Origin of the sequence: Bavariicoccus seileri WCC 4188, from assembly GCF_000421665.1 — a bacterium.
GTDB lineage: Bacteria > Bacillota > Bacilli > Lactobacillales > Aerococcaceae > Bavariicoccus > Bavariicoccus seileri.
In genome coordinates this window covers 1-14,552 of sequence record NZ_ATXL01000049.1, presented here as the reverse complement: position 1 = coordinate 14,552, position 14,552 = coordinate 1, and the positions used below count along the sequence as shown (strand labels likewise).

The 14,552-nt window shown below is 37.9% G+C and carries 13 protein-coding genes and 1 pseudogene; all 14 read right to left on the bottom strand.

Translation table 11 applies throughout. From position 1 onward, the window contains the following. Positions 1-232 precede the first annotated feature (232 nt). Positions 233-688 (bottom strand): hypothetical protein, encoded by a 456-nt coding sequence (locus tag H541_RS0109180; protein ID WP_022797022.1) that lies wholly within the window; start codon positions 686-688, stop codon positions 233-235. 42 nt (positions 689-730) lie between these two features. Then, positions 731-1,876, bottom strand: coding sequence for a galactonate dehydratase (dgoD, locus tag H541_RS0109175; protein ID WP_022797021.1), 1,146 nt, complete (start codon positions 1,874-1,876; stop codon positions 731-733). 16 nt (positions 1,877-1,892) lie between these two features. Next, entirely contained in the window at positions 1,893-3,251 is a 1,359-nt protein-coding gene (locus H541_RS0109170) for a PTS galactitol transporter subunit IIC (RefSeq protein ID WP_022797020.1), read from the bottom strand. A 14-nt stretch (positions 3,252-3,265) separates the two neighbouring features. Further along, complete coding sequence (locus H541_RS0109165; protein WP_022797019.1) at positions 3,266-3,547, bottom strand: PTS sugar transporter subunit IIB; 282 nt, start codon at positions 3,545-3,547, stop codon at positions 3,266-3,268. 22 nt (positions 3,548-3,569) lie between these two features. Continuing rightward, positions 3,570-4,034, bottom strand: coding sequence for a PTS sugar transporter subunit IIA (locus H541_RS0109160; protein ID WP_022797018.1), 465 nt, complete (start codon positions 4,032-4,034; stop codon positions 3,570-3,572). A gap of 16 nt (positions 4,035-4,050) precedes the next feature. Further along, positions 4,051-4,668, bottom strand: a complete 618-nt coding sequence (locus H541_RS0109155; RefSeq protein ID WP_022797017.1) for a bifunctional 4-hydroxy-2-oxoglutarate aldolase/2-dehydro-3-deoxy-phosphogluconate aldolase — start codon at positions 4,666-4,668, stop codon at positions 4,051-4,053. Between the two features lie 8 nt (positions 4,669-4,676). Further along, positions 4,677-6,707 carry a BglG family transcription antiterminator gene (locus tag H541_RS12230; RefSeq protein ID WP_022797016.1) on the bottom strand — a complete coding sequence of 677 codons (2,031 nt, stop codon included), beginning with the start codon at positions 6,705-6,707 and terminating at the stop codon, positions 4,677-4,679. Between the two features lie 217 nt (positions 6,708-6,924). Then, positions 6,925-7,746: a metallophosphoesterase family protein gene (locus H541_RS0109145; RefSeq protein WP_022797015.1), complete on the bottom strand. Its 822-nt coding sequence runs from the start codon at positions 7,744-7,746 to the stop codon at positions 6,925-6,927. A gap of 11 nt (positions 7,747-7,757) precedes the next feature. Beyond that, complete coding sequence (locus H541_RS0109140) at positions 7,758-8,852, bottom strand: ABC transporter ATP-binding protein (protein WP_022797014.1); 1,095 nt, start codon at positions 8,850-8,852, stop codon at positions 7,758-7,760. A 9-nt stretch (positions 8,853-8,861) separates the two neighbouring features. Beyond that, positions 8,862-9,680, bottom strand: coding sequence for a carbohydrate ABC transporter permease (locus H541_RS0109135; RefSeq protein WP_022797013.1), 819 nt, complete (start codon positions 9,678-9,680; stop codon positions 8,862-8,864). Beyond that, positions 9,670-10,554, bottom strand: coding sequence for a carbohydrate ABC transporter permease (locus tag H541_RS0109130; RefSeq protein ID WP_022797012.1), 885 nt, complete (start codon positions 10,552-10,554; stop codon positions 9,670-9,672). Before H541_RS0109130 ends, H541_RS0109135 begins: the two co-directional genes overlap by 11 nt. A gap of 154 nt (positions 10,555-10,708) precedes the next feature. Continuing rightward, positions 10,709-12,004, bottom strand: a complete 1,296-nt coding sequence (locus tag H541_RS0109125; protein WP_022797011.1) for an ABC transporter substrate-binding protein — start codon at positions 12,002-12,004, stop codon at positions 10,709-10,711. A gap of 365 nt (positions 12,005-12,369) precedes the next feature. Further along, positions 12,370-14,064 (bottom strand): phosphoenolpyruvate carboxykinase (ATP), encoded by a 1,695-nt coding sequence (locus H541_RS0109120; protein WP_022797010.1) that lies wholly within the window; start codon positions 14,062-14,064, stop codon positions 12,370-12,372. A gap of 226 nt (positions 14,065-14,290) precedes the next feature. Continuing rightward, a pseudogene (locus H541_RS13530) lies at positions 14,291-14,552 on the bottom strand (group II intron reverse transcriptase/maturase); the annotation flags it as partial.

Genomic DNA, 14,552 nt, shown 5'->3' with positions numbered 1-14,552 from the left:
AACAATTTAATAAAGGTCATTAAACGAATTGCTTTTGGGTTTAGAACCTTCTATCACCTTCGGATGAGAGTTTTAATTCAACAAGATATCTGCCAGATTATTTAGAAAAAAAAAAGAAAACGCCGAAGCGTTTTCCTTAAGTGATTTAACGGTAACAACACTATTTGACTTAGAACCAAAAAGCTAAGAAAAACCATTGTTTTTCCTAGCTTCATAATCATTCTTTACTTATTTAGCCTAACTTCTGTTGCTGTTGACTGTTCACACTGACTCTTTTTTCTAGAAATGCTATTACATCTTTCTCAGGACAATCAACTAATAACGATAGTGTATTCTTCTGTCTCGATTTATTAAACGTCACAAACGTCTTGCCTTTAAAAGACTCCACAGTTGCATCTGAAAATTGATTATATGCACTATTTAAAAACCCAAACTTCACCACTTTATTATCAGCAAGTCCTTCCTTTCTAAATAGAAACAGGATCATGAAAGAAACTAATAAGCATAACTTGATTTGTTCAATAGCAGTAGTTGGCCATAGTAAATAGAGTAATGCCCCCATCACCATAAGAAGTGCAAGCTGTCCTATTAGGGGTTTAACAGCTTTTTTAATCACGTTTTTCTGGTTTCTATACAAAGCGGCTGCTAATAGGACTTGGAAAAAGATGATTACGGCTATTTCTGCCATTTAAGTCACCACTTTCGCAAACTGTCTCTTTTCTAGCCTTTATTACCATTCCGCAATTGTACCATCATAGTTCTTCCAAGAAGGATTCGTCCACACTAAGCCTTCTTGAGCAATTTCTTCAACTTTATCTTCGTCCATCTCAAGTCCAAGACCTGGCTTCTTAGGAATATCGACATAGCCATTTTTGTATTGGAAAATTTCTTTGTTCTTCACAAAGTCTAGCAAATCAAAGCCCTTATTGTAGTGAATGCCCAAACTTTGTTCTTGAATAAAGACATTAGGCGTACACACATCCACTTGTAGGGTTGCTGCTAATGCTACTGGTCCATAAGGGGCATGTGGTGCCACAGCGACATCATAAGCTTCTGCCATAGCAGCAATCTTACGAGTTTCTAAAATCCCACCACATAAGGCAACATCTGGTTGGATAATATCGATAGCGCCTTGTTGGAAAATATTCTTAAATTGCCATCTTGTATACAAACGTTCACCAGTCGATAATGGAACTGCTACATGGTTAGCTACTTCTTTAAAATGCTCTTCATTTTCTGGCAAGACAACTTCTTCTAGAAACATTGGATGATAGGGTTCTAAGGCTTTCGCAAGAACCTTCGCCATCGGTTTGTGGACACGTCCGTGAAAGTCTACTGCGACTTGCATTTCTGCACCAAATTCATTGTAGATTGACGCAACACGCTCTACCACACCTTCAACTTTTTCATAAGAATCGATGTAATGTAACTCATCTGTGGCATTCATTTTGACAGCCTTGAAGCCTCGATTGTACCTATCTTTTGCTTGTTCCAAAACATCATCAGGGCGATCCCCACCTATCCATGAGTATACCCTTATCTTATCTCTGGCAGCACCACCAAGTAATTCATACACTGGAACGCCTAATGCCTTTCCCTTGATATCCCATAAGGCCATTTCAATCCCCGAGACAATCGTGCCATTAATAGGACCTCCTCTAAAGAATGAGCGATGTAATTCTTGGAAGATTCGTTCTATTTCGAAAGGATTACGTCCGATAATACGGTTTCCCATTTCATAAGCTCCGGATACAACTGTTTCAGTTTTAGTACCAGAGATCATTTCTCCCCAGCCTTCTATTCCTTCATCTGTCGTAATTTTGATGAAAATCCAACGTGGTTTGACTTTATAGACTTTTATCTTTTCAATTATCATCTTTTAACATCCTTTTTTAGTCGTTTTGTGTCACTTTGAAATTAACTTTTTTGACTTTGTCGAAATAGTACCAAGAAGCTGCAAAAACTGCTAATAAGATTGGAATACCAATAAGTGGTTTGTAGGTAAAGGCAATAAAGACTAAGTAGCTTTGAATCATTGCTGTTGACGCGAATGATGAAATTAACATTGCGTTTGCCCCAAGATCAATCCCAACTGATTTAGCGATTTCGGTTAAAACAGGCGCTGTCGCTGACCCACACCACAGAAGTGATGCTGTTACAACGAGACCTATTACGATGTTTTTCAACAGATTTCCTCTTGTCAACGCTACAACCATCGCAACTCTGAACGGTACGACAGCTAAATCGGCAAATGGCAACACACGATTTCCTGGCAATACCAACGCCATCGCAATCGTTAATGGAATAATGATTAATGCGGTTGTGATAACATCTTGGTTTCCTACTACAACGGCTGCATCTAAACCGATAAAGAGCTTACGACCTTTGAATTTCTTTTGCGACCATGATTGGGCTGCATCAGAAATCGGCATCAAGCCTTCCATGAATAATGAGGTCATTTTAGGAATCAGAACTAGAACTGCTGCCATACTAACACCTAATTGCAAGACTGACTTTATGTCATACCCAGCTAAGAACCCGATTGCTAGTCCAATGACTAATCCCATGATAGTTGAATCACCAAAGAATCCTAAATATTTTTGAGCATCCTTAATCGTGAACTTTGCTTTACGCATAAAGGGAATTTTATCAAGCACCCAATTTAACGGCCAAGCAATTACTAAAGATGACAAGGCTGAAACTGTTGGCAAAGATACTCCAGGAATCCCAAAGAAGTCTTCTACGAGAGGTTGTGACCAATCCGACATTTTGAATGTCACGACTGCCATCACAATAGCAGAGCCGACACCCAAAAAGATGTTATGTGTGACAAAGTAAACCATCACACCAACGATTGCCATGTGATGATAGTTCCAAATATCAACATCAAGCGTGTGAGTTTTCTTTAAAATCAGTAGCACAATATTTACTATTAAAATAACAAAAATGAGTAATGCAATAATGGGAGAAGCCCATGTTATGGCTGCGATAGAACCCCAACCAACGTCTAACGCATCCAGTTGAACACCTGTTCTTTCAACCATAGCTTTGGCTGCTGGCCCAACATTTGTTGTCATGAAGTCAAGAATCAACTTGATACCGGCAAAACCAATTCCAAGCGTTAATCCGGATTTAAACGCTTTGGTAATCTTTAATCCGAAAATTAGACCAATAATTGTGATAATCACTGGTAGCATCACTGTTGGCCCAGCATCGATAAAGAATTTGAATACATTCATTATGAGTTGCATGGCTTTAAACGCTCCTATTCTTTTACAATATCTAAAATACTTTGCATCGTTTCATCTGCACCAATACCAGTCAAGATTGGCATCCCTTTAACGGTTGGAACGCCAGCCGTTTGTCCATCAAATTGACCAGTGGTAATCAATAAATCATAGCCTGACACTTTCCCAGGAACTTCCATCAATTTGGTTTGAGTTGTTTCTGCTTGCACACCATGTTCTGCTAAATAATTTTTAACCTTTGTTGCAACAACAGTTGACGTCGCGATACCATTTCCACAAGCCACTAATATTTTTTTCATTTCGAACTCTCCTACTTTCTCGTTATAAGACAAATTTTTTTATCATTTCAATTAATTTCAATGGGTCTGTCGTTTCTAACATTTTTTGCCTAAAAGCTTCGTCTTGAATAATACTGACGATTTTTTGAAGCATCTCGACTTGTCCATGGGGTTCACCGATAGCCATCATGATGACAATTTGCACTGGTATGTGATTCTTTTTATCTTCCATGTTATTAAATAAAACGGGTGTTTCTAAGGTTGCGATTGCTAAAGACGTTTTGTTCACCAAATCATAATTAGCATGAGGGATAGCTATAGCTGGTGGTGTAGACGGAAGTCCTGTTGGATATTCTTTCTCTCTGTCAACAATTGCTTTGATATACGCTTCTTTCACACTCCCCTCCTCAAATAATTTGTGAGATAAGGTTTCCAATACTTCCTCTTTTGTGGTGGCCTTAAGACCTGTTACCACTAGTTTTTCATCCAAGTAAAGCTCAACTGACATAATCTATTATCCCCTTTTAGTGCAACTGAATTAGCTTTCGATATGTTTCCTTCAAACCAGATTGGTCCAAAGTTTCTAGAACTTCTGCGTCAAACATCTTTGATCCCATCCCTAAATAACTGGCACCATTATCCAAATATTCTTGTGCATTTAGAGTTGAGACGCCGCCAACAGCCATAAGAGGTAACTTCCCTAATGGGGCTTGAACATCTTTAAAGAACCGCGGTGTTACAACTGCTGCTGGAAATATTTTGATAATATCAGCCCCTGCTACCAACATTTGATTGATTTCTGACGGTGTCATCGCAGCCGGAATGGTTACTACTTCTTTACTGTGACAGTAGTCAATCATGTCTTTCGAGAAGGTGTGTGGACCGAGTAAAAACTTTGCTCCTTTACTAACTGCTGCCTTAGCCTCTGCTAGCGTTCGAACAGTCCCTGCTCCGATAGCAATCAAATTGCCAAATTTTTCATTTAAGTCGTTAATAATATCCAGAGCATTAGGGGTGTTCAGTGTTACTTCAACCGCAAAATGCTTGCCAAAGTCACTAGCTGCCCGAACTATTTCGGTTGCTTGTTCTTTGGTATACCCTCTCATGATAATTGTAAAACGAGGATAATCTTCTTTTTTCATAAACTCGTTCATCTCCGATCTCGCATGACGCTATAAACTTCTGATACCTTCGTCATTTGCGTTATTTTTTTAATTAATGCGTCATCACTGGCTAAATCTGACAGTTGGTTAATTGCCCTAAGATGTTGCGTTAAATTTATGACAGCAATTGGTGCAACAATATGCACTTCTTTTCCATTTGGATAAGTAATAGGTTGCTTATTGACGAGGCAAGCGATTCCTTCACCCATCACCCCATACTCTGCAGTGGCATGCGGAATGGCCACCGATTTTCCCAAGAAACTGTAATTTTGCGGATCTTCAGTTTGCTTAATGACTTCATCCACAAATTGGTCTGAAATGACACCTTGCTGGATTAATGGTGCACATGCTAATTTGATAGCTTTCTGCCAGTCTAATTTTTCATTAACTATTTGGATATAATCCTCTTTGAGATATCTGTGTAGTGGTGGTAAAATCTTAAAATCCGTGGCTTTAGAATTTTCTTTGTTACTAATAAAAAACTTCTCTAAACTACTTCTCAAAGCTTTCAAATTACTAATTTCTGCATTGTCGTTGATTATTTCTAACAACTCATTGACAACGTCTTTTAGTGACGAAATATCCACTTCTTTTAAAACCCTATATCTCAAATTTATTTGTTCCTGATACTCCATTAATGGTTTTACAACGTATTGTGGTAGAGAGGTATCTAATGGTATCGTTGTAAACACCAAATCAAAGTCTGTTTCAAATTCCATGAACTCACTGGCAGAGAGAGAGGCTAGAAAATGTAGTTCAGGAAACAGTTGAGTCAAGGTCGCCATCATCATTTTGGAAACAATCAAGCCATTCGTGCACACAATTACAGCTCGTTTTTTTGGAACCTCTTGCTCTTTTGTTTCACTTAACTGATGTCCAAAATAAAAAGATAACAATTCGAGCTCGTTGTCGGGAAAACTTTTCCCTAAATGTTGCTCAAGAGGTTGAATAAGATCTTTCATCAAGTGAATTAAGATTGCGTGTTTGTTATCACTTATGACACCACTTAACCCAAAGTTGCCAAGCTTTAAGCCATATTTGATCCGAAAGTAAGCTGGCCTTAAGTGGTTGAATAGTCTTTGTTCGAATTTAATGCGGTCATCCACTTGAATAAAGGTTTGTCGTTGAAATTGATCAACCATCTCGTGGACAAAATCAACTAAATCTAAGTCGTTTTCTCCCTCAAAATTGTTCAAGTAAGTGTTTGAGGTTAAAAACAATAATGTCAGCCATTCAATATCAGATTGGCTTAATTGCCAAGTTGGCATTAATGATCTTCTAACAAAGGTATACTCTGGTGTTTCAATCACTTGGTTCTCAAAAAAATTTTTCTCATTAACTCTATGTGAGTTGATTCTACTCAAGGTATACGAAATAACTTCCACTAAATAATCAAAAGATTCATCGGCGTACTTGACATTCATTTTCTTCTCGACAGAGCGGATAAAGTGGATCACTTCATCTTTTCGGATAGTGATATAAGCACTCAATGGTCTTTTAACATTCGTAACGCTTGTCTTTTTTTGAAGTGTGTCATTCAGGAGCATCCTTATTTGCTTCTCTGATCCTTCAATATAATAACCATCCGAGCGACTGTATTCGATAGTTAACAAATACCTTTCAGCAAACTTTGCGGCATTCTTCAAATCAGATAAAGCGGTATTCTTACTCACTCTTGAAACATCAGTAATATGAGCTAGTGATATAAACTCGTCATTAATAATCAAATAAAGAAGTAATAATTCGATCCTTTCGGTATCCGAGAAAAAAGCAACTTTGTCATTTTCAGATACCTGTGTTGCACCAGCAATCTGTACAATTTCTTGCGGTAGAAAAAAGTCACCTGCCTTATTACGTTTAAGCTCGGGAAGTTTTTTATTGCTCAACCATTCGTTAATTTGACCAATTGAATAATTGATTTGCCTTCTCGTTAAATGAAGCACACGTTCAAGATCACTGACTCGATAATCCGGCCGGCGAATCAGTATATCTAGAATTTTTTTAGCACGTTCATTCATCTCTTTCACCTCTCACATGTATTATACGTCCAAAAATGGGGCTCTGTTCACGCTTTCATCCCCACTTTTGTATGACACACTTCGAACTTTGTCTTACATTTTTTGGGATTTGGAATTTTATGATCGTTTGCGCTATTAGTTACAATACCACAAAAAAACTGCTCCAAAATTGGAACAGTTTCGCTTATCATAATATATTTTTTTCTACTCAATACCTTTAAATGTTCTCTGTTACTGGCTTTTTGCATCCGCCAATGACTGTTTGACTTGGTGACATCACGACAGAATGGATAAACAAGTGACCCTCACTAATCGTACAACTATTATAGCCAGTCCGATTGGTAAACACCGATTTATTAGGAAATTCATCCACTCCAAATGAAATTGCCTCTACCATGGTTTGTAGTTTATTCCCATAATAAGCCAATGACCCTTGATGGATATGACCCACAAAAATACCCAATATATCACTATTTTCGATAGTTTCCTCAAAGTCCGTCGGCACTTCAGTCTTAATCTCCGATTCTTCCCAAGCTAACGGGTGATGAAGTAACACTATCGTTCCTTTTTTTGCAGGTTCCGCTAACCATTCTTTTAACTGGTCTAATTGTCTCTTAGAAATGACACCTTCGTGACCACCATCCTGAGCAGAGTCTAGTGTGATAATTCTTAACCCTTGATAGTAGGTTTGGTCAATATAGTCGCCATCTTCATTCACTGAAACAGCCATTCCAGTTGCAAAAGCTTGTCTTCTATCATGATTACCTCTACAAAAGAAATAAGGTAAGTCACCCATTTTTTCCTTCCAAATCGACTTGAACAATTGATAATCTGTTGGATCTCCTTCATGAACTAAATCCCCAGTGATTAGGGCAAATTCATAGTGAGTTTCTGTTTCCTTGGCATTACGGTTGATATGATCTAGTGTTTTCTTGAAGGAATCAGTCGGATTGAATTCGTCCGAAAATATGGGACGTGTGAATGAATTAGTCGTATAGTCATTTCTAATATGTGTATCAGATAAATGTAAAAAATGCATGGTTTTCCTCCTTATTGACGACTAGCTGGATACCCGATGTTTTGTGTTGTATCGACGTTGAAGAAGTGAATTTTTGACGGATTGATGGCTAGTTGGACTGTTTCACCCAAATGATAGACATCAGATTCTGTCAGTACCACCCACTCCTGTGATGCTATTTCAATGGTAATCGCATGGCTTTGTCCCAAAAGTTCTTTATAGACAACTTTACCTGATAAAGAAAACTCATTTGAGTCTTTTAAAATAGACAAGTGTTCCGGACGAATACCTATAATAAGTTGTTTTGCTCCGGAAAGATCCAGATACTCAGACCATTCTTTTGGTAAGTCAATCTTTTGGTCATCAAATGTAACCTTTCCTTGATTATAACCAACCTCCGCAGTATTCATTCCAGGCGAACCAATAAATGTCGCCGTGAAGACATTAGCCGGTTTTTGATAGACATTATCGGGGGTATCGAACATTTGGATATGTCCTTCATGCAACAGGACAATTCGATTTGCCAAGGTCATTGCTTCAATCTGATCATGGGTGACGTAGACAAAGGTTTGATGGTACTTTTGATGAATATTAAACAACTCTTTTCTGGCATCAAGACGTAATCTCACATCCAGATTCGACAAGGGTTCGTCTAATAAGAAATAGTCAGTTCGTTTCACAATTGCTCGTGCTAAAGCTGTTCTTTGTCTTTGACCACCTGACAAATCTTTTGGCAGTCGTTTACGAAATAGTGTCAAGCCAAGCATATCAAGTGCTTCATCCAAGCGTGTTTTTATTTCCGTTTTTGATACTTTGTTTGCTTTCAATGCAAACGTAATATTATCTTCTACGGTCATATGAGGATACAGAGCGTAATTTTGAAATACCATAGCAATGTCACGATCGCCACTTGAAATGGCATTAGCTTTTTGATGGTCCAACATTAAATCGCCTTTAGTAATTTCTTCAAGTCCTGCAATCATGCGAAGGAGTGTTGACTTCCCTGACCCTGATGGTCCTAATAAAACGATGCGTTCTCCCGCATTGATCTGTAAATTAATATCATTTAAGACAGCTGTGTCACCATATGATTTGGACACATTGATCATTTCTATTTCTTTTCCCATACTCGTCTCCTATTTGATACCGGAAGATACAAAAGTTCCGATAATATACTTTTGAAAAATGATATAAAGACTTAATGGTACGATCATCGTAATCAAACTGATAGCCATCGCTACTGTAAAATTCGTACCACCCTCTGCACTAATGTAATTTTGCATCGCCAGTGGGAGCGTGTATTGTTCGGTAGATTTTAAGATTAAGACTGGCCAAACATACTCATTCCAACTCGTAATGAAAAACCAGATACCCGTAGAGGTGATTCCATGGCGTGTCAACGGCAACACGATGTGACTCATAATCCTCTTTTCACTAATATTGTCTACTTTCGCAGCTTCTATTAGCGTTTTTGGAATCCCCCTCATCGTTTGTGTCAGTAGAAAAATACCCATGCCATCTGCCACTTGAGGAATAATAACTCCCCATGAATTGTCTATCAAATTGATATTAGCCATCATCAAGTAATTAGGAATCATTGTCACCGTAAAAGGAATAAACATCGTTCCGATGATTGTAAAGTATAAGGCTCTTTTCCCTTTAAATTTGTGAAACGTTAGCACATAGGCAGCAAAAAAAGATATTAAAAGTTTTGAGAGAGTCACAACTGTAGCAATGAAAAAAGTGTTCCAAGTAATTTTTAAAATCGGAATGCTTCCAAATAGATAAGTGAAATTCTCAACAGTAAAATTTAATGGGATAAGGTTTAGAACCGTTTGATAAGCTTCTTGAAGAGGTTTAAAACTGTTCCCTAAAATAAATAACAAAGGGTATAAGATAACAAGCACCATTATGATAAACAGAACATTTGTGGCCAACTTATCTTTAGTTTTCATAATAAACCCCCTTCTCAATAAATTTGAACGTCAAACCCAATATCACAATAAACAGTAATAACGTCAGAACTGAAACTGCTGATGATTCACCAACTTTGTACATCTCAAAGGCCTTTTGATAGGAGTAATAAATCAAATTAGCACTCCCATTGTTGGGACCACCCTTAGTGATGATTTTGATTGGTGTAAAGACGTATTGTAAACCTTGAACGATTGTGATTACAAAGACATAAATACCTGTTGAGCTACTTAAAGGAACAACGATATTCAATAGTATTTTATAAGTTGGAATTCGGTCTAACTTAGCTGCTTCAATCACTTCACGGTCAATACCTGCAATAGCAGCATATAATACGATAAAGTTATAACCAAATACCTTCCAAGCAGTAATCATGGCAATCACTGCAATGACCCAGCCATCCAAATTAGACCAAAATGGCATTGTCAACCCGATTTTTTTGAGAACCAACGCTACTGGTCCAGACACAGGGTTTAAAATCCATGTAAAAACCATCGATGCCACCACTAAAGAGACAACTGCTGGCACAAAAAAGATGGGTTTATAGAATTCCCTTACTTTTCCGACGACAATATCCATCAAAAAAGCGACAACATAAGGAAAGACACAGGTGAAAATAATAAACAATAAAATGTATCCTAGAGAGTTCCAAGCCACTTTTTGAAACACGGGATCTTGAACAATTTTGGAATAATTATCAAACCCCACAAATTTTTTCACTGGAGACACCATATTCCATTCAAAAAAGCTTAAGTAAATGGTATAAATCAGTGGATACCCCACAAATACTGCTAAAACAATCAACGAGGGAGCTAATAGAGCGTAACTCCTAAACTTACTGGCATGTTCTTTCATTTTTTTCTCCTCATCAAAGGTGTCATAGACCAGTGACATGTCATAAAACAATCAACACAAAGAATCCAATAACACACAACTTAAACAAGAATGCGACCACCGAGGCAGTCGCTTTTCTCACACGATATAAATCAGTGGTACCCTTAAAAAATGATCACTTTAATAACTCATTGATCTCATCTTGCGTTTGTTTCAACGTCTTTTCAACGTCTTCTCCAGATAAAATTTTATCTCTCATATCAAGTAATTTTTGTTCAGCTTCTAACCCAGAGTCTCCAGGGAAAGACGTCCAACTCACCATGCCGTCCATTTGGTCAATCGCAGGCTTCATCATTGTATTTTCAGACAAAAATTGCTTTAACCCATCCTCTGAGTCCGCAACATCTTTTCTTGGTGGCACATATCCTGTCCCTTCAGTCCATTTAGCCATCGATTCAACACTGTAAAGATATTCCAAGAAATCCCAAGTGGCTTTCTTCTTCTCGGGATCCACCGAGGTGACTGCTAACATACACCCACCAGCAGGTAACTTAATTTCCTTTGATCCCCATTGTGGCGATTCAACAGCTGTAACATTAAATTGAGAATTATCTTGAACATTAGCCCGTTGTGCGATGGTGGTATAAAGCATCGCTACATTTCCATCAATGAAACTTTGAACCCCTTGATCCCAAGGCACATGGATAGCTGATTGATCAGTCACCACCATATCTTGGTAGAGCTTGTAAGCCTCAACCCCCTCAGCTGAGTCAAACGATGCCTTCCCATCTGTCAAGATACTAGCGCCGTTACTCTCTAACAAGGCTTGAGTCGCCCAATTATCCGCTGGTTCTTGTAAGTAAAATCCGTATTTACCTGTTTTGTCTTTGACCGTCTTCGCATAAGTTGCTAAATCTTCCCAGGTTTTTGGCCCATCTTCTGAAAGACCTGCTTCTTTAAGAAGGTCAGTATTTAAATAAAGCACTGGGTTACTGATTGAATAAGGTATCCCGATATACTTTCCGTCTTGTTTAGCTAAATCCATGATATTACTAAGAAAATTATCCTTAAAGTAATCAGCATTGTCTGGATCGACTTCTTTAACCAACTCTTCGGGATCTGTGTAAGCAAAGTTTTGTGAAAAATAATCCTTAAATGCCCAACCAACCTGAACAACATCTGGAACTGAGTTTGATGCCACTGATGCTTGAAGATTTTGCATCAATCCTTTGTACATATCAGGATTATATTTGGCTACTACCTTTACCTTATCTTGAGAAGCATTGTAATCATTGACTAACTCTTCAACCGTTTTTCCTCCTTGAGTATCAGCATTAACATGCCAATATTCAATTGTGACTGGCTCACTACTGTCATCCGTTTTAGAACCTTCAGCTGTCGAACTATTAGAACATCCCATCAAAGCTACTGCACTTAGTGCGAGTGCCCCAAATCTTAAAATATTTTTCATATTTCCTCCCAGATATTTTTTTGTTATTTTTGTTTAACCCTTTTCCTACTAACTTCATTGTAGTGATTGACTATTAAACTCCGTTGAACTTTTCTTGTAAATTATGTAAATGGATTAGATCGAGTGCTACTATTTTTATTATCCGATTATCTCGAAGTCATCATAACTAGTAACGCTTTTCAGGCATCACTCTCGTTTTTTAGTCATTTAAGATATGAATGATTGATGAACTATTTACTATTCCTTTACAAAACAATGGTCTGCTCTCAAAAAAGCCCACAAAAAAAGTACCCCCATTAGGAGGTACATCTGAACGACGAAACGGCACTCACGGCTAGTCTTAAACCGCGTTGGCTGGTTTTTACTTATTCTTCATTAATCAAGTGATCCAACAATTGTCGTGCGGACTCATGGATTGCTTCTGGTGATTTGTCATACCCCAAACGCGTATAAATTTCACCCACATAAGTGCCTTGTTTAAACAATGCTTTAAAGGTCGCATCTATCAATGGCTTAGATTCTGCTTGACGTTGTTGTGGGCCAAATGGATTCGCAAAGAAAGTTGTGCTGATCCCTGACTCATCTGTTGTTCCCAACGCTTTCCGTTTACCTTCGACAAAGATTGGTTCAGCTTGTTCAGGCGTCTCGAACTCTCTAATCCCAACTTTATCATCATAGTTGTTGGCATATAAGAACATATCAATATCATGTGGTTCAACCACTAAATCATAACTAGAAGCAGGCACAATCACACGGGCATTACTTGACTCAGGATTCATGAAGATTGAGCGATCCATATCACGGTAAGCTGTACCAACTTCCAAATCATCTAACCGAATGAACGCTCCAATTTCAGTTCCTTGGGCATAGACACGATTGCCATCGATCGCAAAAGACCCCATGTCATCAAAAATAACATCCATACTCGTGATTAACCCTCTTGAAACAGATTGCAGTGCTTCAATCGTTTCTGACTTCCCTGCACCACTATCGCCCATAAAGGCTACTTTCTTTTGACGCCCATCTTTTAAGTTGATTTGAACCATGGCGCCATGAATTGGAATCCGTTTCTTAGCTAACATCGATAAGTTATGAAGCGTCAAACACATTTTCTTCATATATCCAAAATATTCAATCTTACGACGATAAGATACTTGACCAACATAAATGTCATTCTCTTCATCATAAAAGAACTTATTTCCTTCTTCCGGTGTATGCTCACCAAAAAGACAAATCAAGTCAGGTTTTTGATTCTCAATTTCACTAGGACGCGCCATTTCAAATAAGTTTGCCAGCGAAATACCATTGGCGACAAAATCTTGGTGGAAGTAAATATAAGCTAGACTCTCCCCAATTTTTGCAGGGTAACAGTACCAGTTATCCGTATCTTCTTTGAAGTCTCGGATGGGGTTATAATCCATCTCTTCAAAAAAACCTTCCCGTTTATTGGTGAATGGCCGTAAAATCAGTGGTGACCGTAACATAATCGTCGTAATAAAAGGAATGTCCTTTAAAGGAGCATACTTTTCACCATGATGCCACGCAATTTGACGAGTCACTGCACAGGCATTACTAGCAGGGTTTAACTGCCGATAGACATTATTCTTATACCCTTGTAACCCTTCTTGTATATGGCGATAAAAGCGTAAAATCAGTTCATTAAACGCATTATCGATTTGCATGAAAGAATTGCCAGAGACGTCATTTCCGCGAGTTTCAATAAATGCTATTTTAGTTTTACGTCTAAAGAACAAGTACAGATCTTCAATACTACACGTAAACCGTTTTTTATCACTCAATAACTCATCAGCCTCAGGATATGTTTCATTCATTAAAATACTTTTTAAGGCTTTGATATAACGATTAGTTGCTTCATCAAAACTTTCATTATCAAATAAATATTGATTGACGAGTTCTCCCTTTTCAGCTACTTCTCTGAGATACGCATCGACAACGTGCCATAACTCGACACTATTAACTAAGCTGATTTCATCTTTCATATAATGGTGACTATAATTGATCAGAACATTGTTTTCATTCATATAGTAAGCTTTTGACACGTTTGATCCATCCTCACTTTGTTAAGTTTATTAGAATTTCATGTGATATTACTTCCATAGTATAGCATTAACATTTTCAGAAATGTACTAAAACATTCATGAGGATCGTGATATATTGTGGTAATCGCTTACTTTATTTTTGTTACAAGCTGGTCAAATCGAGTAGGAGGAGCCTCACGGCTCCGACCTCTCACACCACCGTACGTACGGATCCGTATACGGCGGTTCAATATCTTGCGTAAGCAGACTCTACCATTTCGCTTAGGGATACTAAGCCCCAGTGGTGGAGTCTTTCGTTTGTAAGGGCCCAGTGAACCTCTGGTGATTTAGATAATCTCCAGTATTTCTTTCTGGAATAACCGATTCTTTTGGCACTATCTAAATTTAATCCATATTTTAATAACTTCGTTATTTTTGTTTTTGGTAGTTTCCATCTTTTGAGAATAAGCTGTCTGATTCTGTGATGTATCCAAGGTTCTATTTCTTTC